The organism is uncultured Erythrobacter sp. (assembly GCF_947499705.1).
Taxonomy (GTDB): Bacteria; Pseudomonadota; Alphaproteobacteria; order Sphingomonadales; family Sphingomonadaceae; genus Erythrobacter.
This window is the reverse complement of the sequence record NZ_CANMPJ010000001.1, coordinates 346,864-367,780: the sequence shown is the minus strand read 5'-3', so window position 1 is coordinate 367,780 and position 20,917 is coordinate 346,864. Positions and strand designations below refer to the sequence as shown.

The window sequence follows — 20,917 nt, the reverse complement described above, 5'->3', positions numbered from 1 at the left end:
ATCACAACGGGCTGACCGTGTAGATTTCGTCGGGCTGGATGCCGAGGCCCCAAAGCATCCTTATCGCAACTGCGATCACGATGGCAGCCAGAACCAGCCGCAAGACTTCCGGCCGCGCTTTGAGCGCGATCTGGGTACCAAACTGTGCACCCATCACCGATCCGAGTAGCAGCAAGCCAGCGAGCACGATGTCGACGGCCTTGGTAGTAAGCGCATGAGTCATAGTGGTGACCATGGTCACAAACAGGATTTGATAGAGCGAGGTTCCAACCACAACGTTGCCGCTCATCCCGAGAAGATAGAGCATTGCCGGAACAAGGATGAACCCTCCGCCCACGCCCATCAACATCGTCAGGATGCCAACGATGACCCCCAGGATCAGCGGCGCCAGCGGCGAGATGTAGAGGCCGGAGCGATAAAAGCGCCATCGGAATGGCAGGCCCGCGATCAAAGGGTGATGGCGGCGTTTGCGGGGCTGTGCGGCTTCGCCTTCCTTCGGTCTGAGCGCGTCCAGTGCTTCGCGAGCCATCAACGACCCGATCGCGCCGAGCATGACGACGTAAAGAATGTTGATGACGACATCGATCTGACCAAGCGCCTGCAGCACGCGAAACAACAATGCTCCGATCAGCGCGCCAACAACGCCTCCGCCGACCATCACCATGCCCATCCGGTAGTCGACCCCGCCGCGCTTGCCGTGCGCAATCACACCGGAGACGCTAGCCCCAGTCACCTGCGTCGCAGCGGACGCAGCGGCCACGGTTGGCGGGATGCCGTAGAATATCAGCAGCGGCGTGGTCAGAAATCCTCCGCCCACGCCGAACAGACCGGAAAGGATACCCGTCAACCCGCCCAGCAGGACGATGAACAGGCCGTTCACCGAGAGATTCGCTATGGGGAGGTAGACGTCCATTGCGGTGCAGTTACCCCAGCAAGCTCAGCGATTAAAGGCAATCTGGTCAGTCGGTCTCAGTTTGTGAGTTCCGGATCAGAATCGTGTCGAAAGCGTCGCAGCCACGCCTGACGCAGGCGCTGCATCGCCAGCGACCTGCTCTCGCCAATCGACCGAAACCCGCGCAGGAACCTGACCGATGGTCAGATCAATCCGCACAGTCGGGCCGATATCGAGCCGCGTCGCGTCTTTTTGTGCCCCGCCCCATGCACCTGCTCCGACACTCAGACGAGCCGGCGTGGTGGAGGCGAGGTCGAAGCTAGCGACTTCTCGGCTCATCACCAATTGTCCATCAGCAAATGGAGTGGAGGCATCGCCGCCGACATAGCCTGCTTGACCGTAGGCTTCGGCCGTCAATCGACCCGGCAAGCTTTGTGGCGGCAATTCGGTCACAACAAATGCGGCCGGGCGCACTTCGCTACCAAAGGCATTGTCGATGTAGCGCAACTCCGCAAATCCACGCAGCGGGATCGAACCAATGGGCTTTGCGGCGACTCCAGCAGCGACCTCGCTCTCTCCGTTTTGCACCAGCGCGCGGTAAGCGCGAGTGTAGAGCAAGGGGTCGCGCTTGGATTGGGGAGCAATGCGATAGCGCAAACTCGCCCCCACCTGGCTCGCACCATAAATGGGAACACGCCCCTGTGAGATTGCTGTTGCGTTTGATCCTTGGCGCCAGAACGCCCAACCGTCCAGCGACCAGTGATCGAGATTGCCTTTTTCTGCTGGCCCGTCAGGCCGTGCAAAAAATGGTGCGCGCAAGTCGCCTGACCCACTCGAAGCACCAGTTGCAAACTGTCCACGCCCGGACAGCGCGGCTTCCTCGACTGCGCGAGGCATCGGCAAATGGCCTAGCGCAGCAAGCCACAGAAGTTGATGACCTGCGGCCACCTGAGGCTGAACGGGAAACGGGTTGTCGTTTTCATTCCGCGTGTGCTCAGCTCGGCGCGACGCCGACCAGGATTCCACGCCATATTGCAGAGCGTTCGCAAAGGAGGTGTTTTTCGAGATCTGCTGAAGCGGATCTGGGAAGTCGAGCCTGTCTGCCGCGGGCCTCAGCGGGGACGGTGCAGAGCTATCAGCCGACTTTGCAAGGAATGTGGACGCTGCGGGAAGGTCCAAAGGCACTTGTGCAAATGGGCTCTCCCAAAGCATCGCCCTGCCGCCAATCCATGCAACGGCCAGCAGGCCGAGCATGGTAAGCGGGCTACCGCGGCGTTTGTGCTTTTCTTCCTCGATCACGCCAGTTCCGTTCCGCTCAAACTTGTCCGCGCCGGGTGCCCGACATGCGGGGTCTTATCCCACTCGATGCCGCGCCCCATCAACACCCGCACATAGGCAAACACTGCGCGCCGACCTGCGATGATGGAGATGACATTGGTCAGCGGTATGCGGATTACAGCGCGGAGGCCTTCCAGCGGACCATAGACGCTCGACGTCCAGACAAATCGCCACAATGCGCGCCAGAGAAACGCAACCAGGTTGGCTATGAGCAAAGCCGTCAGCAAGGGCGAGATCGGTGTTGGCTCAGCGAACCCGAGCTCGATAGCGAACCAACTGATCAACGTGAGCGCTAGCAAGCTGTACCCGACCAGTAGCACCAATGCTGTCAGCGGACCTCGCCGATCACGCGCGCGCATCCAATACTCGACCATCCCCGTTGCCCAACCGACGCGGTCCCAGCCCTGCAAGGCAATGCCGTGCACCCAGCGCGTCTTCTGGCGGATTACATGGTCGAGCCGAGCGGGGAAATAGGCACGAGTCGCGATCAGACGGCCATCATCGCCGCGTGCTCTGACGAAGCGGCACGTCCCGCCATTTTCACCAACGGCAAGCCCGAGTTCGTAATCTTCGGTAAGCGATTCTTCGGAGAAAGGGCGCAGATCGTACCGGCGGCGACACAGCTTTTGCAGCGCATCGCGCGATATTGCGCAGCCTACGCCGGCACCGGGCAAAGCAGCGCCGAGCGCATCGCGAACCACCATCACCTTGCCATGCGCTTCGGCGAATTCCTCACAATAATGGCTGCCCAAATGCCGGCCGAACCACGAACGGTCGGCTTGAACCAACGGTTCGACCGGCAGCTGCGCAAAATCAATTCCATCGGCGATTGCACGGTCGAGTAATCCAAGCGCGGCGGGATCGACAAGGTCCTCTGCGTCCTGAAAGACCACGCATGAAAACAACACGCCCATGCGCCGCTCGTCATCTCGCATCGCGGTGTAAAGGCGGTTGAGGCAATCCGCCTTGGTGCTCGGCCCGTTGCGGTTGTGGATCACAATCCTGAGCCGTGCATCACCATGCGCGGCCCGCATTACCGCTGCGACGGTTTTGGGGTCATTGCGATAACAGCCAACATAGAGACGTAATCCTTGTTGCGGCCAGGCATCAAGCGCATGAGCAACCGTGTCGCCTATCACATCGGCTTCTTGCCAAGCTGGTATGAAAATCGCGGCAGGGCCTGAAAGCGGTTTTTCGGTGAACTCGCGGCGGTTCAGCATCGGCGTGGACAACTTTCCTCGAAGCTTCAGCCATATCCACGCGAAATCAATCGCCAGATCGTCAGCCGCACCGATCAGGAAGAACACCCCAGCAAACAAGAGCAATTCATGCTGGAACAGCACCAGCCACTGCCAAACGTCAAAATTCCACAATGCCAAGGCGCCCCTCTTCCCTGCGAAAAAGAGACTAACGCGCCCGGATTGCGCTTGCAACGGGGGAAACTTTTCTAAATGGAAGCGCGCAATATGTCCGATCCCAATTCTAACCTCCCACCGCCTGTTCGTTCGATCTTTGCGCCAGTAAAGGCTCTGTTCGTAGGCGACGCTTCCGCTGGTATACTGCTGATCATCGTTGCGGCAGCAGCGATGCTGGCGGCCAACTCCCCGCTCGCCGGCGAGTACCGCGAGCTGTTTTATGGCGAGCTATCGTGGACGCCGATCCCAAAGCTCAAGGATCTGCACCTCTGGATCAATGACGGGTTGATGGCGATCTTCTTCTTCGTCGTCGGACTTGAAGTTAAACGAGAGGTTGTGTGCGGATCGCTGGCCGACCCTGCCGCACGACGCCTGCCAATGGTCGCAGCACTGGCGGGAATGCTGGCGCCAGCGGCTGTCTTCATGCTGGTTTCGGGCGGCGGTGAGTACACCAATGGGTGGGCGATTCCCGCCGCGACAGACATTGCATTCGCAATGGGTGTTCTTGGCCTGCTCGGCAACCGCGTCCCGGCATCATTGCGGCTGTTCCTGCTCACTGTGGCGATCGTTGACGATATCGGTGCGGTCTTGGTGATTGCGGTGTTCTACACCCCGACAATCAAGTTGGTGTGGCTCGTCGCCTCAATCGTGGTCGTCGCGCTGATGATGGGTCTGAACCGGATGAAAGTGGGCGTGTTCTGGCCCTACATCCTGCTCGCGCTAGTGCTATGGTACTGCGTGCTCAACAGCGGCGTCCACGCGACAATTGCCGGCGTCGTGGCCGCTCTGACGATCCCGTTGCAGCGCCCCGACGGAAACTCGATGCTTGAACGGCTTGAGCATGGCTTGGCCCCTTGGAGCGCGTATCTCGTCGTGCCAGTATTCGGCTTTGCCAATGCTGGCGTGTCGTTCGCTGGCATGGGTATCGAAGCGTTGCTTGATCCGCTGCCCTATGCGATCGCTGCTGGCCTGGTTGTGGGCAAGCAGGTGGGCATTTTCTCCACCGTCTACATCGTCGACAAGATCGGCTTTGCGGCGCGGCCTGCCGGTGCGAGTTGGCCAGAGATCTGGGGCATATCGATCCTGTGCGGGATCGGCTTCACGATGAGTCTGTTCATCGGCGGCCTTGCCTTCCCGAACACACCGATCCTGATCGAAGAAGCGAAAATCGGCATCCTGACCGGCTCGGCGATTTCTGCGGTCCTCGGGTTTGTTGTCCTGCGCCTGACGACGACCCACACACCCGAGGAATGCGACGACCAGGGCAATCAGCCAAGCAAGGCCTGATCGCCGCTTATCCGACCAGCAGTATCACCAGCTACCGGTGTTTTCCATGCTGGCCCAAGGCTCCTTCGGTTCGAGATTGCCCTCTTGAAGCAGCTCGACCGAAATCCCGTCGGGTGATTTGACGAACGCCATATGACCATCGCGCGGTGGGCGGTGGATCGTATGGCCTGCGTCGGCAAGCCGCTGACACGTCTGGTAAATATTCTCGACCCGGTAAGCGAGATGGCCGAAATTGCGCCCGCCGTCATAGTCTTCGGGTTGGCTGCCATCTTCGGGTGGCCAATTGTAAGTCAGCTCGACCTCGGCCAGCCCTTCCTGACCCGGCGCCGCAAGAAAGATCAGGGTGAACCGCCCTGCCTCAACATCGAAGCGGCGAACCTCCTCCAGCCCGATCAGCTTGAAGAAATCGATCGTGGCGTCCGGATCAGTGACCCGGATCATTGAGTGGAGGTATTTGACCATGTTCATCTCGCAGCAATTCAAAAACGGTTCATCGACGTTGAAGCACAACTCATCGTAGGGTTGAGATCAGTTGGAGGATGCGATGAACGAGGCAGCGACACAAGACGAAATCAAACGAGCAACAGGCAACCGGGCACTCGGAAGCACTACGGCACGATGGTTTGGAACGGCGGCAATTGCCGCAATCGGCATGACACTGGGCGGGTATTTGCTTGGCGATGGACTGCTTCGGGCCAAGGAGGCAGAGCGATCGGTGACGGTTCGCGGACTGGCTGAGCGCAATGTCACAGCCGATCTTGCAACCTGGACGATCTCCTACTCGGCAAGCTCGGAGAACCTCAGCGAAGCGCAAGCCAAGGTTCGCCGCGACACTGAGGCGATTGAGGCCTTTTTCAAGGATCTTGGGTTCCCCGAAGACGCGCTTCAGCCCACTGGTGCCAACGTCTCGAGTCGCACCAATCGGGGGATCACCTCTTACACCGTGCGTCAGCGTCTGGCCTTGCGCTCTGACGATATCGAGCGGGCACAAAAGGCGGTTGCACGGCAATTCGATCTGGTCGGTCGCGGGGTCTTTCTCGAAGAGGGATCGGGGATGAGCTACACCTTCACCGGCCTCAACGGGATCAAGCCTGAGATGGTGGCCGAGGCAACCCGCGATGCACGCGCCTCCGCCCAGCAATTCGCCGAAGATTCGGGCGCAGGTGTAGGCGCGATCAAGGATGCAACGCAGGGCTACTTCTCAATAGAAGCGCGCGACGGTGATGGTGGCGGCTGGGGCGTGTCGGACAGCCCGTACAAGAAGGTGCGCGTGGTCACGACAGTGAACTTCAGCCTGAATTGAATGCTGCGGTTGGGAAGCCCAAACAACGAAAAGGCGCGAGACCTTCCAGTCCCGCGCCTTCGTTCCACCTGCAAAAATGGATCAGCTGCGGCTTGCTTAGAAGCTCGCGCTCAGTGTCAGGACGAATGCATCGTCAGTGAATACGCCGCCCGGATCGATCAAAGCATCACCTTCGACGCCGACATAGGCTGCACTCAGGGTAGCAGGCCCAACAGCGACATCGGCACTGATCGACCAGTCGAAAGCCTTGCTGTCATTGGTGAAGGTCAGGAAGCCGTCAGTGTAACCCACGTGCCCGTTGATCGTCAGCGGAGTTTCGGGAATGCCGACGCTGACATCAGTGTAGAGATACACGTTGTCGGTGCTACCGAGCGAATCCTGATCGGGTGCGTAGGCAATACCCGGCGTTACAGACACCGGACCAATGCTTGCGCTGACCGAGGCATAGAATTCGATGTAGTCGGTCGGACCTGCAGCCGTCGGCGCATTGGGGTAGATGTAATAGATCACGCCGACATCGCCCGAAAGGCCATCGGTCAGATCGCCGCTCCAGCCGCCATAGATGTCGAGTTCGGTCGAACCGAAGCCGACGGTGTCTTCATCAAGGTTGGAGGCCCAAGTGCCGACATACAGTCCAGACGAATGACCCAGGTCAAAGCCGCCTTGAACGGCGAAATCGCCGCCCGACAGGTCAACACCGCGGAACCGGTATTCTGTTGTAAAGGCAATGTTGCCGGAGAACGTAATGCCGCTTTCGCCGCCGACGCTGTTGGCAACGCTTTCTTCGACCGGCTCGATCGTTCGAGCGGCCGAAGATGAAAGAACGACTTCGTTCTGTTTCTCGGTCGATTCCGAGATGGCGGCATCAGCCACCAAAAGATCATTGCTGATCGTTGCATCACTGGCCGATTCTTCCGAAGCGGTCTCAGTTGCGAAGGCGGGAGCTGCAGAGAGGAGCAGACCAGCCGAAAGACTTGCAGCCGTGAGGCCGCGGATGGACGTTAGCATGACAACTTCCTTTGTTGTGTTGTTGCTTCGTCCCACCTGCACATCCGCTCGGTTGCTTCTTTGTGAGCAATCTCGTCCGAATGCGAAACAATCGTGCACAAGAATGCCGCACTGCACAAGAGAAATTGCGCAACCCGCTTCAAACCATCAACAGTGTGGAGTTTTTGCACCATATAGTGTGGCACAAAGTAGCTCAGTTGCCGTTCAGTAGCTGCATGACTATGGCGCTTGGCCTTATTGATTGATCAGAAACACCCATGCTCGACGCATTACGCAATCTCTTTCGCTCAAAGACCCAAGGACGGCTTCCCGCCGTGCCTGAGGGCATGCGCTATTATGTGATCGGCGATATTCATGGGCGGCTGGATCTCTACGACGCGCTGCTCGCTGCGATTGAAGAAGACGATGCGCAGCGCGGGCAGCATCAAACCGAAGTGATATTGCTCGGCGATCTGGTCGATCGCGGTCCTGAAAGCGCGGGCGTGATTGCGCGGACCCGCGAATGGCAAGAGAAGCGGACTGTGCGGGTCCTTGCTGGCAACCACGAAGAAATGTTTCTCGAAGCATTCGAAAAGCCAGATGTGCTGCGTCACTTCCTGAAACATGGCGGCCGCGAGACCATCATGAGCTATGGCATCTCGAAAAAGCAGTTCAACGCGATGACGCTGGATGAACTGTTCGCGATGCTCCCGCAGATCGTCCCGCAATCCGAGCGCGACTACATCGCCGACTTTGAAGAGATGATCATCGCGGGCGACTATCTGTTCGTGCATGCTGGCATTGACCCCGCAGTGCCGATCGAAGCGCAAAAGCGCGGTGACATGCTGTGGATTCGAGACCGTTTCCTCAGCCACGAAGGCCCTCTGGAAAAGGTTGTCGTCCACGGCCACACGATCTTCGACCGAGTGATGGATTGTGGAAACCGGATCGGCATAGACACTGGCGCTTTCCGGTCAGGTGTGCTTACCGCTCTCGTTCTCGAAGCTGATCAGAAACGGATATTGCAGGCCTGTGATAATGAAGGCCAGATAGAGATATTTCACGGCGATCGAGGTCGCTAGGCCGCAAGAGCGCGGTTTCACACTAAGGTTCGAATAAGGGCAAAGCGCCATGAAGATTGCAATGGTGGGTTCGGGGTATGTCGGGCTCGTTTCGGGAGCCTGTTTCGCCGATTTTGGCCATGACGTGGTCTGCATCGACAAAGATGCGAGCAAGATTGATCGTCTCAAGGACGGCGTCATGCCTATCTACGAGCCGGGCCTGGATGCGCTGGTCGAAAGCAATGTGAAGGCGGGCCGCCTTTCGTTCACGACAAGTCTCGCCGAAGGGATCGAGGGCGCACGTGCGATTTTCATTGCGGTTGGAACGCCAAGCCGCCGCGGCGATGGCCATGCCGATCTGACCTTTGTTCACGAAGTCGCACGCGAAGTCGGTGAAAGCCTGGCCAATGAAGCTGTTGTAGTCACCAAGTCGACCGTTCCGGTGGGCACGGGCGACGAGGTGGAACGCATCATCCGCGACACTGGCACAACCCATCAATTCACGGTCGTATCGAACCCTGAATTCCTGCGCGAAGGCGCGGCAATCGGCGATTTCAAGCGCCCCGACCGGATCGTAATCGGAGCCGAAGACGAATTCGGCCGCGAGATCATGCGCGAGGTTTATCGTCCGCTGTTCCTCAATGAGTCGCCCATCCTGTTCACTGAGCGCCGCACCAGCGAACTCATCAAATACGCCGCCAACGCATTTCTTGCGACAAAGATCACTTTCATCAACGAAATGGCTGATCTTTGCGAGAAGGTTGGCGCAAATGTTCAGGACGTCGCGCGCGGCATTGGGATGGACAACCGGATCGGTTCAAAGTTCCTGAATGCTGGCCCCGGCTATGGTGGATCATGCTTCCCGAAGGATACACTTGCTCTGCTGAAGACGGCTGAGGATTACGACAGCCCAACCCGGATCGTCGAAGCGGTTGTGAAGACCAACGACAGCCGCAAGCGCGCAATGGGGCGCAAAGTACTCGAAGCACTTGGCGGGGCTGAAGGTGCACGAGGAAAGAAGGCAGCCCTGCTGGGCCTCACCTTCAAACCCAACACCGATGACATGCGCGATTCTCCTTCGATTGCGATCTCGCAGACGCTGGCCGATGCGGGCGTATCCATCGCTGCGTACGATCCCGAAGGCATGGAATTGGCCCAGCCACTCATGCCCGAAGTCGAGATGTGCGATGATCCGTATGAAGCTATTGAAAACGCGGATGTTGTCGCTATCGTCACCGAATGGGACGCATTTCGCGCGCTCGACCTGAAACGAGTCAAAGAACTCGCAAAAGCACCTGTGCTGGTCGATCTACGGAATATCTATAACCCCGACGATGTGAGAGCAGCTGGCTTCTCTTACACAAGTGTCGGGAGAAAATAACAAAAGGTCGCTCCTCGCTCTGACGAGGACAGTTTCTTAAGCGCTTCGAAACGCAACGATTGCGTTTTCGTCAAGTGCTGCGCCTGCGCCTCAAAATAAACAGCATTCACTTTGTCAGAGTTTAGTTACCAAAGATAACTAGCTTAACCCGTGGCCATTCAAAACCATTAACCAATTCTGAGACATTTCGATTCGACTTTTGTTAAGTTTACTGTAGCTTCCCGACTCGTTGGGATCCTGTCAGGAAAAGGGGCTGCAGATGATCAAACGGCAAATTCTCTCTAGCGTTGGTGTAATTGGACTTGCGGGCGGGCTGATGGCTTCGCCCGCTTTTGCTTCGGAGGCGGAAGAAGACAGCGAGTCGATTTCGCTTGAAGCGCAAGGAAGCTTTGAAGGGTTCAGGCTGGAGCCGAGCGCCCCGGCGATCACGATGCCGGATATGGCCTCTGTTCGGGCACGAAGAACCGAGGTCCAGCTCAATACAGCGACAGCGGCGCCGATCGACAGTTTCGCAGGCTTTCAGATAGAGCCGCGTTCGGCACTCGGTCCGAATATCGACTTCGATGTGCTGCTCAACACCTACATCACCGAAGGGTCTACTACGGATGATATTGAGCAAGAGATTTTTGTCCGCGACGACGTGGGACTGGAAGCCTCGTTTGATGCCGAAGATACGCAGCCATCCGTGGTGCAGCTGTTCTTTCGGGACAACGCGACCCAAGGTGTCTCTCTGAATTGCACCGGAACGGTCATCAATCCGCGCACGATCCTGACCGCAGCGCACTGCCTCAACTCGCGGGGTTCTGAATCCTACGGCCTGCCCGAGACCGGAGCGCCATCCTCAATCCTTGTCGGCACCGGCCCGGACACTTCGAGCCGCATTTTCGCAACGATCATTGACGGCGTCGGCTATGCAGAAGGCGGTGCCGCCGCCAGCACTGACGTTGTGATTCATCCGTCGGCAAACCTCGAGAACGGCGCACTGCCATTCCCGTTTGCCGACATCGCGCTGATCGCGGTTGATGCGCCCATCACAGATGTGCCTGCAATGCCAATTCTTCTGTCGCCGCTGACGCAGCTCACGCACGTTGTTCAGGTCGGCTACGGCTCATTCGGTACCGGCCTTGGCGGACCGGGCGCAGGCAGCAATCTGCTTCGCCGCGTGGGTGAAAACATGCTCGGCGCGGTCGCATCCTTTGCAGATTTCGACGATGCGGTTTTCGCCAACTTTGCTCCAACAGCCGAGCTGGGCGCGATCACTCAGACCTATTATTGGACCGATTTCGATTGGCCTGATCGTGACGCATTTGGCTTTGAAGGCTGCACCATCACACCAGCCGGGATCGAGCCGTGCTCGCTTGGCAACATCCTCGCAACGGACTGGTTTGAAGGCGATGCGCTGCCACGTGAAGTGGCAACCGCTCCGGGTGACAGCGGCTCACCGCTGATCGTCGATGAGCTGTATGAGTTCCCGGTCGCCACGGCTGTTCTTAGCGGCGGCAGAAACTTTTTCCGCTCTTTCCTGATCGAGCAGTTGGGCTTCGACAACACCTATGGCGACATCAGTTTCTACAATCCGATCTATCCCTTTTTCGAGTTCATCACGCAGAACACCTCGTACAAATATGTCTCGGCAAAGCGCGGTTCGGGTCGTTGGTCCGATCCCAATCGCTGGACGCAGGAACTTGATCCCGGTTTCTTCATCGATGACGGCACTGGCACGCTCGTAAACGCGATTCCAGAAGGTGAAGAAGATGGCATCTTCGACACCGGGCCCAATGTTGGGATTATCGCAGGTACCGACATTTCGGACTTCCCCGAAATCGTCTCGCCGTTTGGTCCGCAGCCGGGTGACCCGAATTTCGGCAGCGAACTTCCGGAAAGCTCGGTGCTGCTTGGCCCGGGTTCAACCGGTTTCGTGCCTAACAACACCGACGGTACACCGGGAACGGCGTTTGAAAATCCAGCGCAGTATTTCGACGTCTTCCTCAACCGCTTTGGGCGCACCCGGGTCGATATGGATGTCGAGATCGACAAACTCACAATTGATAATGCATTTGCCAGCTTCGTGCTGCCCCGACAGTACGACTTCACCACGGTCATCGGCTACGAGCAGCTCAATGGCATTTCCAAAATCGACGGAACGCTGAACGCCGGAATTGTGGCGACGTTTGGCGGTATCTTTGAAGGGACAGGAACGGTCACAACCGACGCGTTCTTCAACCTCGGCGGTGCGGTCGCTCCGGCGGGTCTGTTCCGCACGGGCACGCTCACGGTCGATGGCGCTTATGTGCAGGCAAGCGAAGGCACATTATTAGCCAATGCTCGCTTCACACGACGCCGCAACACCTCGGATCTGCTGTCGATCACCGGCGATGCCAATCTCGCTGGCAACTTGATCGTCGGTGCCACAGGGCGTCCGCGCTTCGGCGACGAAGTCACCGTGCTCAGCGCCAATTCAATCATCGGCAACTTTGAAGACACGCTTCTGATCTCGCGTTCGCCTCTGCTGTTCGCAGAATCGCGGGTTGAAGGCGGCGATGTGATCGTCTCTGTCGATGCAGTGCGGCTCAGCGATCTGTTCTCGAATTTCGGGAACCTTCGCTCTCTCGGTCAGGCTCTGGACACCCTGCGCTTCGGAGGGCGGTTCACCGAGTTCACCGGGCTGTTCGATGTCATCGACGGAGCCGGGGTTGATACCCTCGTCCCGACGCTGTCATCGCTGACACCGGTCGGCGCGTTCAGCCAGTCGACCATTGCGACCAACTTCTCGCAGCGGTTCACCGGACAGTTGGGTCAGCGGACATTGTCGCTGCGCGGCGCGAACAAGGCGGCAGCCGGGTTCTCCTCGGCAGGCAACGCCGCCTTCGCGATTGCCGGAACCAACCCGCAGGATGCTGGCAAGCTTGGCTTCTTCAGCACCGTCAGCGGTTCATTCCTAGCCAGTGCGGAGGAGCGCAACACCGGCGCGAATGCATTCGAGGAGGCGGCATTCACTCAGGCAGGCGAGCTTACGCTCGGCAGTGACTTGCGTGTTTCGGACAATTTCGCTGTCGGCTTTGCGATGACGAGTATCCGCAACAGCGGCGCAAATGCCGGGGCCGCGTTCCGTCCGGATGATACCAGTGTCGCCGGGGCCGCTTATGCTGCGGCACAATTCGGGCAGGGTTTTGCCGACATGTATGTCGGGTTCTCGCGCCAGAATTACGGCGCGGAGAGAGCCGCCTCGGGAGACTTCGCTCTAGCCTATAGCAGCGCGCAAGGTGCAGCCGAGGGTCGCCAGACCTTTGGCGGCATGCGAGTCGGCTATGCGATCGACGTTGTTCCGGGCTTCGAATTCGGACCGGTTGCCAGCATCGATTATGTCCGCAGCGATATCGGCGGGTATGACGAGTTCGGCGCTGGCGCGTTCGGCCTCTCGATCCATGGACGCGACTTCACATCAGTTGGCTCGAAAGTCGGCCTGATGGGATCGCTCGATACCAGACTGGGTCGCACCAGCGCGCTCAGCGCCTTCGGGTCGGTCGCCTATGCCCGCGAGCTTGCCGATACGCAGGATGTTGTAACCGCGAGCTTCTTCGGAGCGCCAGACGTACCATTCTCCATCGTTAACGAGCTTGATGGTGACTGGGTCTCGGTCAATGCCGGAGTGGAATTGTCACTTGGCAACCGCTTCAGCCTCAGCGCCAGCGGAACGTCGGATATGGGACGCGGCGTGCTGACCAACAATCAGGGCCGGGTCACCATGAGCTGGAAGTTCTGATCACCTGATCCGAGGTTTGCCCGCCCGGCGAACCTTTGAAAACAAGCCCCCGCGCCGACAATGTTCGGTGCGGGGGCTTTGTTTTGAGAGGGAAACTGGACAGGCAGGCGCGCCTGCACCAGTGTAACGCCGTTGGGGTCTGCCGCGTATCTTCAAGCGACAGGCAATTCGGGAGGACACGCCATGACCGCCTTTTTCAGCGGGCTCACCACACTATTTGTTTTCGTAATCGGCTTGGCGGCCCTGTCGCTTGTGGTGCTGTTCGTGATCGACCGATACCAGACCACGGATACGGTGCGCCGAAACTATCCGGTGATCGGGCGGCTGCGATACGTCTTCACCGAGCTAGGTGAGTTCTTCCGCCAGTATTTCTTTGCCATGGACCGCGAAGAGATGCCTTTCAATCGTGCCCAGCGCGACTGGGTCAACGAGGCCTCACGCAACCAGTCCACCAATGTCGCCTTCGGGTCGACCCGAAATCTCGATCCAGTTGGTACGCCGATTTTCGTAAACTGCCCATGGCCGACTTTGGAGGAAGACGCCGTCAAAGCGCCCGCGATGATGATCGGTGAAGGCGCGGCGCGCGTGCCGTATGAAGCACCTTCGATCTTCAACATTTCCGGCATGAGCTATGGCGCGCTTTCGACCCCGGCGGTGCGCGCGCTGTCAAACGGCGCGGCCAAGGCCGGATGCTGGATGAACACCGGCGAAGGTGGGCTGTCGCCCTACCATCTCGAAGGGGGCTGCGACATCGTCTTCCAGATCGGCACCGCAAAATACGGCGTGCGCGATGAGGAAGGAAACCTTTCGGACGACAAGTTGCGCGAATTGGCCGCGCACGAGCAGGTCCGCATGTTCGAGCTTAAACTGTCACAAGGCGCGAAGCCCGGCAAAGGCGGCATCTTGCCCGCAGCCAAGGTCAATGAAGAGATCGCGGCCATCCGCGGCATCCCGGTCGGCGAAGCTTCGATCTCACCCAACCGCCACACCGATATCGGCAGCATCGGCGAGCTGCTCGACATGATTGCGCGCATTCGCGAGGTCACTGGCAAGCCGGTCGGCTTCAAGACTGTTGTCGGAGCCTATGGCTGGCTGCAGGAGCTGTTCGCCGAAATACAGAAGCGCGGTGCGGGAAGCGCACCTGATTTCATCACAGTCGACAGCGGCGATGGTGGGACAGGCGCTGCACCAATGCCGCTGATCGACAATGTTGGCCTCACTTTGCGAGAGTCGCTGCCTATGATGGTCGACCTGCGCGACGAAGCAGGCCTGAAAGATCGCATCCGCATCGTCGCTAGCGGCAAGCTCGTCACCCCCAGCGAAGTCGCTTGGGCGCTATGTGCAGGCGCAGACTTTGTGATCTCGGCGCGCGGTTTCATGTTCGCGCTCGGCTGTATCCAGGCGATGAAGTGCAACAAAAACACCTGCCCTACCGGCATCACCACCCACGACCCGGCACTACAACGCGGTCTCGATCCGACCAATAAGGCAGTGCGGGTGCAGAACTTTGTGGAGCAGATGCGCAAGGAAGTCGGCGTCATCGCGCATAGCTGCGGCGTGCCGGAACCGCGGCGGCTGAAGCGGTATCATGTGCGGCTGGTGTGCCCTGATGGGCGGTCGAGGCCGCTGGATGAGTTGTATCCGACGGAGGGTGCGGAAGGAGACACGGTGGCGGATTCTCCCACATCTGAGGACCGCCTCACACCGCTTCAATGAACGATCTATGTTCCCCCATTGGCTGCCGCATCCGATGGATTGGCCTGGATTGGAGCAGCTGACGCCTTTTTGACTACGTCGAAAGGAATTGGCTTGAAGCGAACAGCCCTTACTCCTTCAGAAAACGTACTTAGCCCGACACTCCCGCTCATCACGCAACTGAACGTTTTGTCGTTACCTCCAGGCGCTATGTCCGGCACCGTGAATGTTGAGTTCATTTCGAACTCCAACTGAGTAAATCCACTAACTTCCCTTACCGTTGCGCCCGTTCCGTTGGTAATCGGTTCATCGGCTAAATCAGAGCATTGGACCTGTAGGTCGGGTAGGTGCCCTGAAGACTTGATCCCCCAATCCTTCCGATCATTGACAAAAAAGGCGAATTTCGCGTTGAAACTGGTTTGATCTGTTGCGACCTCTATCGGACGCCCCGGGCTTGCTTTGCGCGAAAGGCTTAGCGCCGCTCGATAATCGGCGACTTCTGCAACTGGAGGCGCAATCACTACCGCAACTGCATTTGCCCCTTCGCCGATTGAAGATTCGATTGCCAAACGAACGACCGAAGTGGAGGATGCTTCTGCCGATGGGGTCGCATCGAAACTAAAGGTACAGTCGTTTCCCTCTGGCCTGACACCTAACCCGGAAACAATCGCTGCGTTTTTGCTCACTGAAGATGGGGGCACCAATTGCCAGATACTTCCATTGCATGCCGAGCCGACATCCCTAACCGTGAAAGACAAGCCTTGTAGCAGCTCTCCGTCAGCTATCGCCTCGGGTAGTCCAGATATCTTACTAGTATACTTCGAAACATCTCCCTCAATCAATTCGACCAAGTCCGATGGGTCAGGAAGTCTGGCCCCAACCTCATCCCAATAGACCACTGTGTAATTTCTGATTTCCGCATCAATCTCGCGGTTTACTTTGACCTTGCCCTTGGCGCTGGTGCTTATCAGCGGGATTGAAATTCCAACACGCGCAGCTGCGTCGAGTAAAGATTGATAGGTCAGATTGCTGATTTGGCGACGGGAAAATCCGGATAATTCTCGCCGCACCCATAATTTCTTGCCGATCTGTTCTTCGTTGCGTCTATACCAATCCCATATCGAAATGGCTGTTGGGAAGAGACCCGGTATCTCGGAACTCTCAGCGCTCTGCGTAGTCGGCAATTCTCTGAGGCCAGCCAGTACTGGAGATTGTAACCGGCCTCCGAATAGTAATTGTGTCTGAGCCAAATCCTTTTCAAAGGCCCCCCTGACAGCGCTTTTTAGAGCACCGAAATTGAATTTAAAACGGCCTTCGGTCCTAAAAACCGACACACAGTCTTCTAGAAAAACAGCGCTAGAAGACCGGTCAAAGATTATTGGCCGTCCCTCTGCGATCCAAGGCGTCACGAGTTGAGATTGGACTTTTTTCGTCAGCTCCGCGTCCTCGAAAACCTCAGAAAAAAGGACTATTTCACTGTCTATTGGTTCAATTGATACACTCTTATCTCTATTTGCAATGAGTAGATTAGATTCTGCGATTTGAAGAGGAATTGCCGTTTCGCCTTCACCAACCTTGACTTTATCAGCCTCATTTCCAGCGCAGGTTCTTGCAAACTTTAGAAACTCACCTTCCATCCATTGATTTAAACTCTTCGAATTCGTGTCCTCCGCGTTGGCTTCACCGGATACAAAAACGCAAATAAAAACGGTTGCTGCAATCAAAAACTTGCTCATGCCCACCCCCCAAGTTCTACATCAACAATCGAATAAAGCACAAACGCAGATTGGGGTTGAGTGGTCAATACTTTGAAAATATCAGGGGGCGTCATAAGCCGGGTTCTGTGTCCGCGCGCGGTATCCTCGAAAGGACCAGCCGCGCGGTGGCAGCCATTCATCTAGGCGACCTGTTGCCAAGCCGCTCAAGCAACCAACCCGGGCCTCCTCGGAGCAAAGCGCTCCTGCTCGCCTAAGCGAGCGCGGGACCCCTATTTGGTCTTGCTCCAGGTGGGGTTTGCCATGCGGGCGCTGTTACCAGAGCCCCGGTGCGCTTTTACCGCACCCTTTCACCCTTGCCTGTGCGCTTTAGGCGCCATCGGCGGTATACTCTCTGTGGCACTTTCCCTGAACACAGACCCGAAAGCCTGCGCCCGGCGGGCGTTACCCGCCACCTTTGCTTCGTGGAGCCCGGACTTTCCTCGACCTTCGAACCCGCTCATCCTGAGCTTGTCGAAGGGCGCGGCTGCCTCAGCCCCCTGACACTTGGCACATACGATCTCACAGCGACCTTGTGAAGACATCGGCTAGGCGGCGGCTTGCTCGGCCGGCTCCATCCAGAGCAACATCGCTTCGTCTAGCGCCGAGCGCCGGATCTCTTCCGCCGTCTCAGTCCCCGGCAGTGCGCGCGCAATCACCATTCCGCCGACGCACATCGCCGCAAGCGCGCGGGCTCTTTTGCCTCGCTCCTGCGGATCGCCCGGCAAATTGTGCTCGAACAGACTGACCATGCCTTCCAGCAGTTCGCGATAGCTCTCCTGCACTTGCGGTCCGGCGCGCGCGACGTCCGTGGCGTAGGCGATCAACGGGCACTGATCTTCCACTTGGTCGAGATGTTCACGCGACAGGTACGAAGCGACCATGCGCTTCGCCATTTCGGTCTGGCCGGCGGTGGGATCGACGCCTGCATCTTCGCGCCAGATAGCCCCCCGCCCGTTCAGGAAACTCGCCGTGGCCGCAGCAAACACCGCCTCCTTGCTGTCGAAATGCGAATAAAACCCGCCGCGTGTCAGCCCAGCCTCCGCCATCAACTGATCGATCGAGACATTGTCGAAGCCGTGGCGGTTGAACAGGCGCCTCGCCGCTTCGACGATCCGTGCGCGGACCTGCTGCTTGTGCTCTTTCGAATAGGGCATTCCGACCACTCCACGTTCAAGTCGCCGCCTGTCTAACACGGCGCAAATTATGTTCTTGAACATATTTAGATCGCTGCAAAGTTCGCCGCTCCCCAACGAAGCAGGAGTTTGAAATGCCAAGATTTGCCTTCATCTACCGCAATGCGCAGCCACCCACGACGCCGGAAGAAGGTCAGCAACACATGGAAGCGTGGCGTGCTTGGTCGTCAAGATTGGGCGATGCTTTGGTCGAACCCGGCATGCCCTTCAGCCAGGCTGTGACCGCGAGTAAGGATGGCGTCGCGCGCCATGGAGACGAAGCGTCCTTCAACGGTATCAGCATCGTCGAAGCCGAAACCTGCGAAGAGGCCGGCGCGATGGCCAGCTCATGTCCTCACCTAAACCTAGGCGGCGATATCGTTGTCGCCGAAGGGATGGACATGGAAATGTGATCTATATGTTGAACCGGGGTCACGCGATATCCGCGTCCCCCGGCTCAGCAATTCAGTTATTCGGCGTCTCCGCCAAGGTTCTCGAGCGAGTCGTCCGGTGCGAGAAGCAGTTTCCACACCAAGGCACCAATCGCCGCGCCGATGAGAGGCGCGACCCAGAACAGCCAAAGCTGCGGCACAGCGCCGGTTTCGGCGTAGAAGGCCACACTGGTCGACCGCGCCGGATTGACCGAAGTGTTGGTCACCGGAATCGAGATCAGGTGGATCAGTGTTAGCGCCAATCCAATCGCAATCGGCGCAAAGCCTGCGGGAGCCTTCGAAGAGGTCGCCCCCAGGATCACGATGAGGAACCCAGCCGTCAAAACGATTTCGATGACCAACGCGGACGTCATCGAGAATCCGCCCGGCGAAAGTTCGCCGTAGCCGTTCGAAGCAAAGCCGCCCGCTGCGAAATCTGGTGCCCCACTGGCAATGACGAACAGAACGCCCGCAGCCGTGAACGATCCGAGCAATTGCGCAACCCAGTAAGGGACGAGCTCGCCCCAGCTGAACCGATTGCCGAGCGCCAAGCCCAGCGACACTGCCGGGTTGAAGTGGCCGCCCGAAATCCCGCCAACGGCATAGGCCATAGTCAGAACGGTCAGACCGAATGCCAACGAGACGCCGACAAAGCCGATTCCCAATTCCGGAAAAGCTGCGGCGAGAACTGCTGAGCCGCATCCCCCGAACACCAGCCAGAATGTGCCGACAAATTCGGCCGCAAGTTTGTTCATCATCGTAGATCCCTCCCCAGGATGATCGCGCAAAACGCGCTTGTGCCGCCAAGCTTAGAGCATAGATGCGAGCCGGGTGACGTAAGCATTTGTTAACTGAGGCGCGCTGCGCACGCAAAATCAGCGTGAAACGCCGCGGTCCCGGTCTAGCAAGAGCTGGAACAGGATGGCTCCGATCTGCTGGTCGACCTGTCCATCGATCAGCTCGGGCCGCCAACGCCGTTGGAAGGCTTCCACCGCTTTCGCCGGGTCGGTTATGTCGTAGCCATAGCGTTCCAGCGCCAGCATGAATGCGCCATCATTCTGGAATGGGTCGCCCAGTTCCAGCTTCTCGGGCTTCGGCAGGCACAGCCCATAATCCGCCAGGCGGCCCCACGGAAACAACTCACCCGGATCGATCTTGCGCGCAGGCGCAACGTCCGAATGCGCCACTACGTTTGCCCGAGGGATGTCATAGTTTTTCACAATGCGTGCCAGCAACGGAACCAACGCATCGATCTGCGGCTTGGCAAAATCGCGATAGCCGCCCGCATGGCCGGGATGGTCAAGCTCAATCCCGATCGAAGCCGAGTTCACATCCTTGATCCCGCGCCAGAATGAAGCACCAGCATGCCATGCGCGCTGTTCCTCTGGAACCAGCCGGGTGACGATGCCGTCCTCGCTGATGAGGTAATGCGCACTAACCTGTGCCTCGGGATCGGTCAGCCTGTCGAGCGCAGTCTCGATCGGCTTCATTTCAGTGTAGTGGATCACAGCCATCGTGATCGGCAGCGCGCGCTCGTTGCAATTGGGGGAGAGCCGGGTCGCGTGGATCAGCTCATCCGGGTCGCCGCGCCCGATATCCTCTGGCTTGAAATCCATACTTATCCGATCATTCCTTCGGGCTGTGGCAGGACCGCGCCGAGCACCAGCGTGTTGTCGGCGACCTTGTATTGCAGCCCCCCGCCCAGCTCTTCAGCGACCAGTGCAATCATATGCGCGGCAGCGGTCCGGCTGGAAAGATCACCGGGTGGCAATTCGCCCTGAAGCGCCTGACCAATAGTTTCATCGAACGCGATCCGCTCGCCATTGGCGCGCGCGACGATCTCGGCATTGCCCTCGCGCATTTCCGCACCGATATCGAGCGTGCCGCCGCGCACCAGCGCATCGAGCGCGATCTGGGCGAGGTTGAGCATCACCTTCACCGCCGGTTTGGGCAGGCTGTTTTCGGTGAGTGCCCAGTTGAGCTCCACGCCCTTGGCATCACTAGCCAAGGCGGTGATCACATCTTGCGCTTCTTCGATCGGCACCACTTCGCCAAAGCCCCCAGCCGCACCGAATGCGAGCCGGAAGAACTTGAGTTTGTCGGTGCTGGTCTTCGCGCTTTGCTCCATCAGCTCAACGCATTTCGCACGCATTTCAGGGTCTTGTTCGTCGGCGAGCAGCTCAAGTCCGTTGGATAGAGCGCCCACCGGGCTGAGCATGTCGTGGCAGAGCCGCGAGCAAAGAAGGGCGGCGAGATCGGTTTGCGAAGTCATTCAGAATGTCCGTGATTGGCGCGTTGGATTGAGCGTGACAAAGTTGACAGGTGTGTCAACTTTGAGTGTGGAGACGAAGTGCTTGTCATAACTCGAAAATTCCTCGTCCTCCGAGGGTGAAGTTGACACATTGGCCTTTTTGAGAGGCCCGAAAACCCTTCGG

Annotated in this window: 17 protein-coding genes and 1 other RNA gene; 7 read left to right on the top strand and 11 right to left on the bottom strand. The window is 58.2% G+C overall.

Going from position 1 to position 20,917, the window contains the following annotated elements:
• Position 1 precedes the first annotated feature (1 nt).
• The 3 genes from Q0837_RS01575 to Q0837_RS01565 all read right to left on the bottom strand — a co-directional run bounded on the left by Q0837_RS01575 (position 2) and on the right by Q0837_RS01565 (position 3,609).
• Positions 2-913, bottom strand: coding sequence for a sulfite exporter TauE/SafE family protein (locus Q0837_RS01575; RefSeq protein ID WP_298464369.1), 912 nt, complete (start codon positions 911-913; stop codon positions 2-4).
• Positions 914-988: 75 nt separating this feature from the next.
• Complete coding sequence (locus Q0837_RS01570) at positions 989-2,191, bottom strand: hypothetical protein (RefSeq protein WP_298464366.1); 1,203 nt, start codon at positions 2,189-2,191, stop codon at positions 989-991.
• The gene (locus Q0837_RS01565; RefSeq protein ID WP_298464363.1) at positions 2,188-3,609 is read right to left on the bottom strand and encodes a glycosyl transferase family protein; all 1,422 of its coding nucleotides are present in this window, start codon (positions 3,607-3,609) and stop codon (positions 2,188-2,190) included. Before Q0837_RS01565 ends, Q0837_RS01570 begins: the two co-directional genes overlap by 4 nt.
• Before the next feature lie 87 nt (positions 3,610-3,696).
• Between Q0837_RS01565 and nhaA the strand changes: the two genes are divergently transcribed.
• A complete protein-coding gene (gene nhaA, locus Q0837_RS01560) occupies positions 3,697-4,932 on the top strand; it encodes a Na+/H+ antiporter NhaA (RefSeq protein ID WP_298464360.1) in 1,236 nt (411 codons plus the stop codon).
• Between the two features lie 24 nt (positions 4,933-4,956).
• On the opposite strand, the gene Q0837_RS01555 is transcribed toward nhaA, so the two are convergent.
• Positions 4,957-5,394: a VOC family protein gene (locus tag Q0837_RS01555; RefSeq protein WP_298464357.1), complete on the bottom strand. Its 438-nt coding sequence runs from the start codon at positions 5,392-5,394 to the stop codon at positions 4,957-4,959.
• 82 nt (positions 5,395-5,476) lie between these two features.
• Here Q0837_RS01555 and Q0837_RS01550 point away from each other — a divergent pair, with 82 nt between their 5' ends.
• Positions 5,477-6,235, top strand: coding sequence for an SIMPL domain-containing protein (locus Q0837_RS01550; RefSeq protein ID WP_298464354.1), 759 nt, complete (start codon positions 5,477-5,479; stop codon positions 6,233-6,235).
• 96 nt (positions 6,236-6,331) lie between these two features.
• Here the strand turns inward: Q0837_RS01550 and Q0837_RS01545 are convergent, their stop codons facing one another.
• The gene (locus Q0837_RS01545) at positions 6,332-7,243 is read right to left on the bottom strand and encodes a TorF family putative porin (RefSeq protein ID WP_298464351.1); all 912 of its coding nucleotides are present in this window, start codon (positions 7,241-7,243) and stop codon (positions 6,332-6,334) included.
• 257 nt (positions 7,244-7,500) lie between these two features.
• On the opposite strand from Q0837_RS01545, the gene Q0837_RS01540 reads away from it, so the two are divergent.
• The 4 genes from Q0837_RS01540 to Q0837_RS01525 all read left to right on the top strand — a co-directional run bounded on the left by Q0837_RS01540 (position 7,501) and on the right by Q0837_RS01525 (position 15,143).
• The gene (locus Q0837_RS01540; protein ID WP_298464348.1) at positions 7,501-8,304 is read left to right on the top strand and encodes a metallophosphoesterase family protein; all 804 of its coding nucleotides are present in this window, start codon (positions 7,501-7,503) and stop codon (positions 8,302-8,304) included.
• A gap of 49 nt (positions 8,305-8,353) precedes the next feature.
• Positions 8,354-9,664, top strand: a complete 1,311-nt coding sequence (locus Q0837_RS01535; RefSeq protein ID WP_298464346.1) for a UDP-glucose/GDP-mannose dehydrogenase family protein — start codon at positions 8,354-8,356, stop codon at positions 9,662-9,664.
• A gap of 259 nt (positions 9,665-9,923) precedes the next feature.
• Positions 9,924-13,427: an autotransporter domain-containing protein gene (locus tag Q0837_RS01530; protein WP_298464343.1), complete on the top strand. Its 3,504-nt coding sequence runs from the start codon at positions 9,924-9,926 to the stop codon at positions 13,425-13,427.
• A gap of 183 nt (positions 13,428-13,610) precedes the next feature.
• Positions 13,611-15,143, top strand: coding sequence for an FMN-binding glutamate synthase family protein (locus tag Q0837_RS01525; protein ID WP_298464341.1), 1,533 nt, complete (start codon positions 13,611-13,613; stop codon positions 15,141-15,143).
• 5 nt (positions 15,144-15,148) lie between these two features.
• Here the strand turns inward: Q0837_RS01525 and Q0837_RS01520 are convergent, their stop codons facing one another.
• The 3 genes from Q0837_RS01520 to Q0837_RS01510 form a co-directional block, all read right to left on the bottom strand.
• A complete protein-coding gene (locus tag Q0837_RS01520) occupies positions 15,149-16,858 on the bottom strand; it encodes a hypothetical protein (RefSeq protein WP_298464338.1) in 1,710 nt (569 codons plus the stop codon).
• Between the two features lie 78 nt (positions 16,859-16,936).
• An RNA gene (gene rnpB / locus Q0837_RS01515) (RNase P RNA component class A) lies at positions 16,937-17,379 on the bottom strand.
• Positions 17,380-17,424: 45 nt separating this feature from the next.
• On the bottom strand, positions 17,425-18,033 hold the full coding sequence (locus tag Q0837_RS01510) for a TetR/AcrR family transcriptional regulator (RefSeq protein ID WP_298464336.1): 609 nt from the start codon (positions 18,031-18,033) through the stop codon (positions 17,425-17,427).
• A 113-nt stretch (positions 18,034-18,146) separates the two neighbouring features.
• On the opposite strand from Q0837_RS01510, the gene Q0837_RS01505 reads away from it, so the two are divergent.
• On the top strand, positions 18,147-18,464 hold the full coding sequence (locus Q0837_RS01505) for a hypothetical protein (protein WP_298464334.1): 318 nt from the start codon (positions 18,147-18,149) through the stop codon (positions 18,462-18,464).
• 56 nt (positions 18,465-18,520) lie between these two features.
• Here the strand turns inward: Q0837_RS01505 and aqpZ are convergent, their stop codons facing one another.
• The 3 genes from aqpZ to Q0837_RS01490 all read right to left on the bottom strand — a co-directional run bounded on the left by aqpZ (position 18,521) and on the right by Q0837_RS01490 (position 20,754).
• Complete coding sequence (gene aqpZ / locus Q0837_RS01500; RefSeq protein ID WP_298464332.1) at positions 18,521-19,240, bottom strand: aquaporin Z; 720 nt, start codon at positions 19,238-19,240, stop codon at positions 18,521-18,523.
• Between the two features lie 117 nt (positions 19,241-19,357).
• Positions 19,358-20,098, bottom strand: a complete 741-nt coding sequence (locus Q0837_RS01495; RefSeq protein WP_298464330.1) for an N-acetylmuramoyl-L-alanine amidase — start codon at positions 20,096-20,098, stop codon at positions 19,358-19,360.
• A 2-nt stretch (positions 20,099-20,100) separates the two neighbouring features.
• Complete coding sequence (locus Q0837_RS01490; protein WP_298464327.1) at positions 20,101-20,754, bottom strand: histidine phosphotransferase family protein; 654 nt, start codon at positions 20,752-20,754, stop codon at positions 20,101-20,103.
• Positions 20,755-20,917: the final 163 nt, after the last annotated feature.

Excerpts from the sequence above, each read along its gene's own strand:
- Q0837_RS01575 (WP_298464369.1), bottom strand. The coding sequence starts at position 913 with ATGGACGTCTACCTCCCCATAGCGAATCTCTCGGTGAACGGCCTGTTC.
- Q0837_RS01505 (WP_298464334.1), top strand. The coding sequence starts at position 18,147 with ATGCCAAGATTTGCCTTCATCTACCGCAATGCGCAGCCACCCACGACG.
- Q0837_RS01520 (WP_298464338.1), bottom strand. The coding sequence starts at position 16,858 with ATGAGCAAGTTTTTGATTGCAGCAACCGTTTTTATTTGCGTTTTTGTA.
- Q0837_RS01545 (WP_298464351.1), bottom strand. The coding sequence starts at position 7,243 with ATGCTAACGTCCATCCGCGGCCTCACGGCTGCAAGTCTTTCGGCTGGT.
- Q0837_RS01490 (WP_298464327.1), bottom strand. The coding sequence starts at position 20,754 with ATGACTTCGCAAACCGATCTCGCCGCCCTTCTTTGCTCGCGGCTCTGC.
- Q0837_RS01540 (WP_298464348.1), top strand. The coding sequence starts at position 7,501 with ATGCTCGACGCATTACGCAATCTCTTTCGCTCAAAGACCCAAGGACGG.
- nhaA (WP_298464360.1), top strand. The coding sequence starts at position 3,697 with ATGTCCGATCCCAATTCTAACCTCCCACCGCCTGTTCGTTCGATCTTT.
- Q0837_RS01530 (WP_298464343.1), top strand. The coding sequence starts at position 9,924 with ATGATCAAACGGCAAATTCTCTCTAGCGTTGGTGTAATTGGACTTGCG.
- Q0837_RS01525 (WP_298464341.1), top strand. The coding sequence starts at position 13,611 with ATGACCGCCTTTTTCAGCGGGCTCACCACACTATTTGTTTTCGTAATC.
- Q0837_RS01510 (WP_298464336.1), bottom strand. The coding sequence starts at position 18,033 with ATGCCCTATTCGAAAGAGCACAAGCAGCAGGTCCGCGCACGGATCGTC.
- aqpZ (WP_298464332.1), bottom strand. The coding sequence starts at position 19,240 with ATGATGAACAAACTTGCGGCCGAATTTGTCGGCACATTCTGGCTGGTG.
- Q0837_RS01555 (WP_298464357.1), bottom strand. The coding sequence starts at position 5,394 with ATGGTCAAATACCTCCACTCAATGATCCGGGTCACTGATCCGGACGCC.
- Q0837_RS01535 (WP_298464346.1), top strand. The coding sequence starts at position 8,354 with ATGAAGATTGCAATGGTGGGTTCGGGGTATGTCGGGCTCGTTTCGGGA.
- Q0837_RS01495 (WP_298464330.1), bottom strand. The coding sequence starts at position 20,098 with ATGGATTTCAAGCCAGAGGATATCGGGCGCGGCGACCCGGATGAGCTG.
- Q0837_RS01550 (WP_298464354.1), top strand. The coding sequence starts at position 5,477 with ATGAACGAGGCAGCGACACAAGACGAAATCAAACGAGCAACAGGCAAC.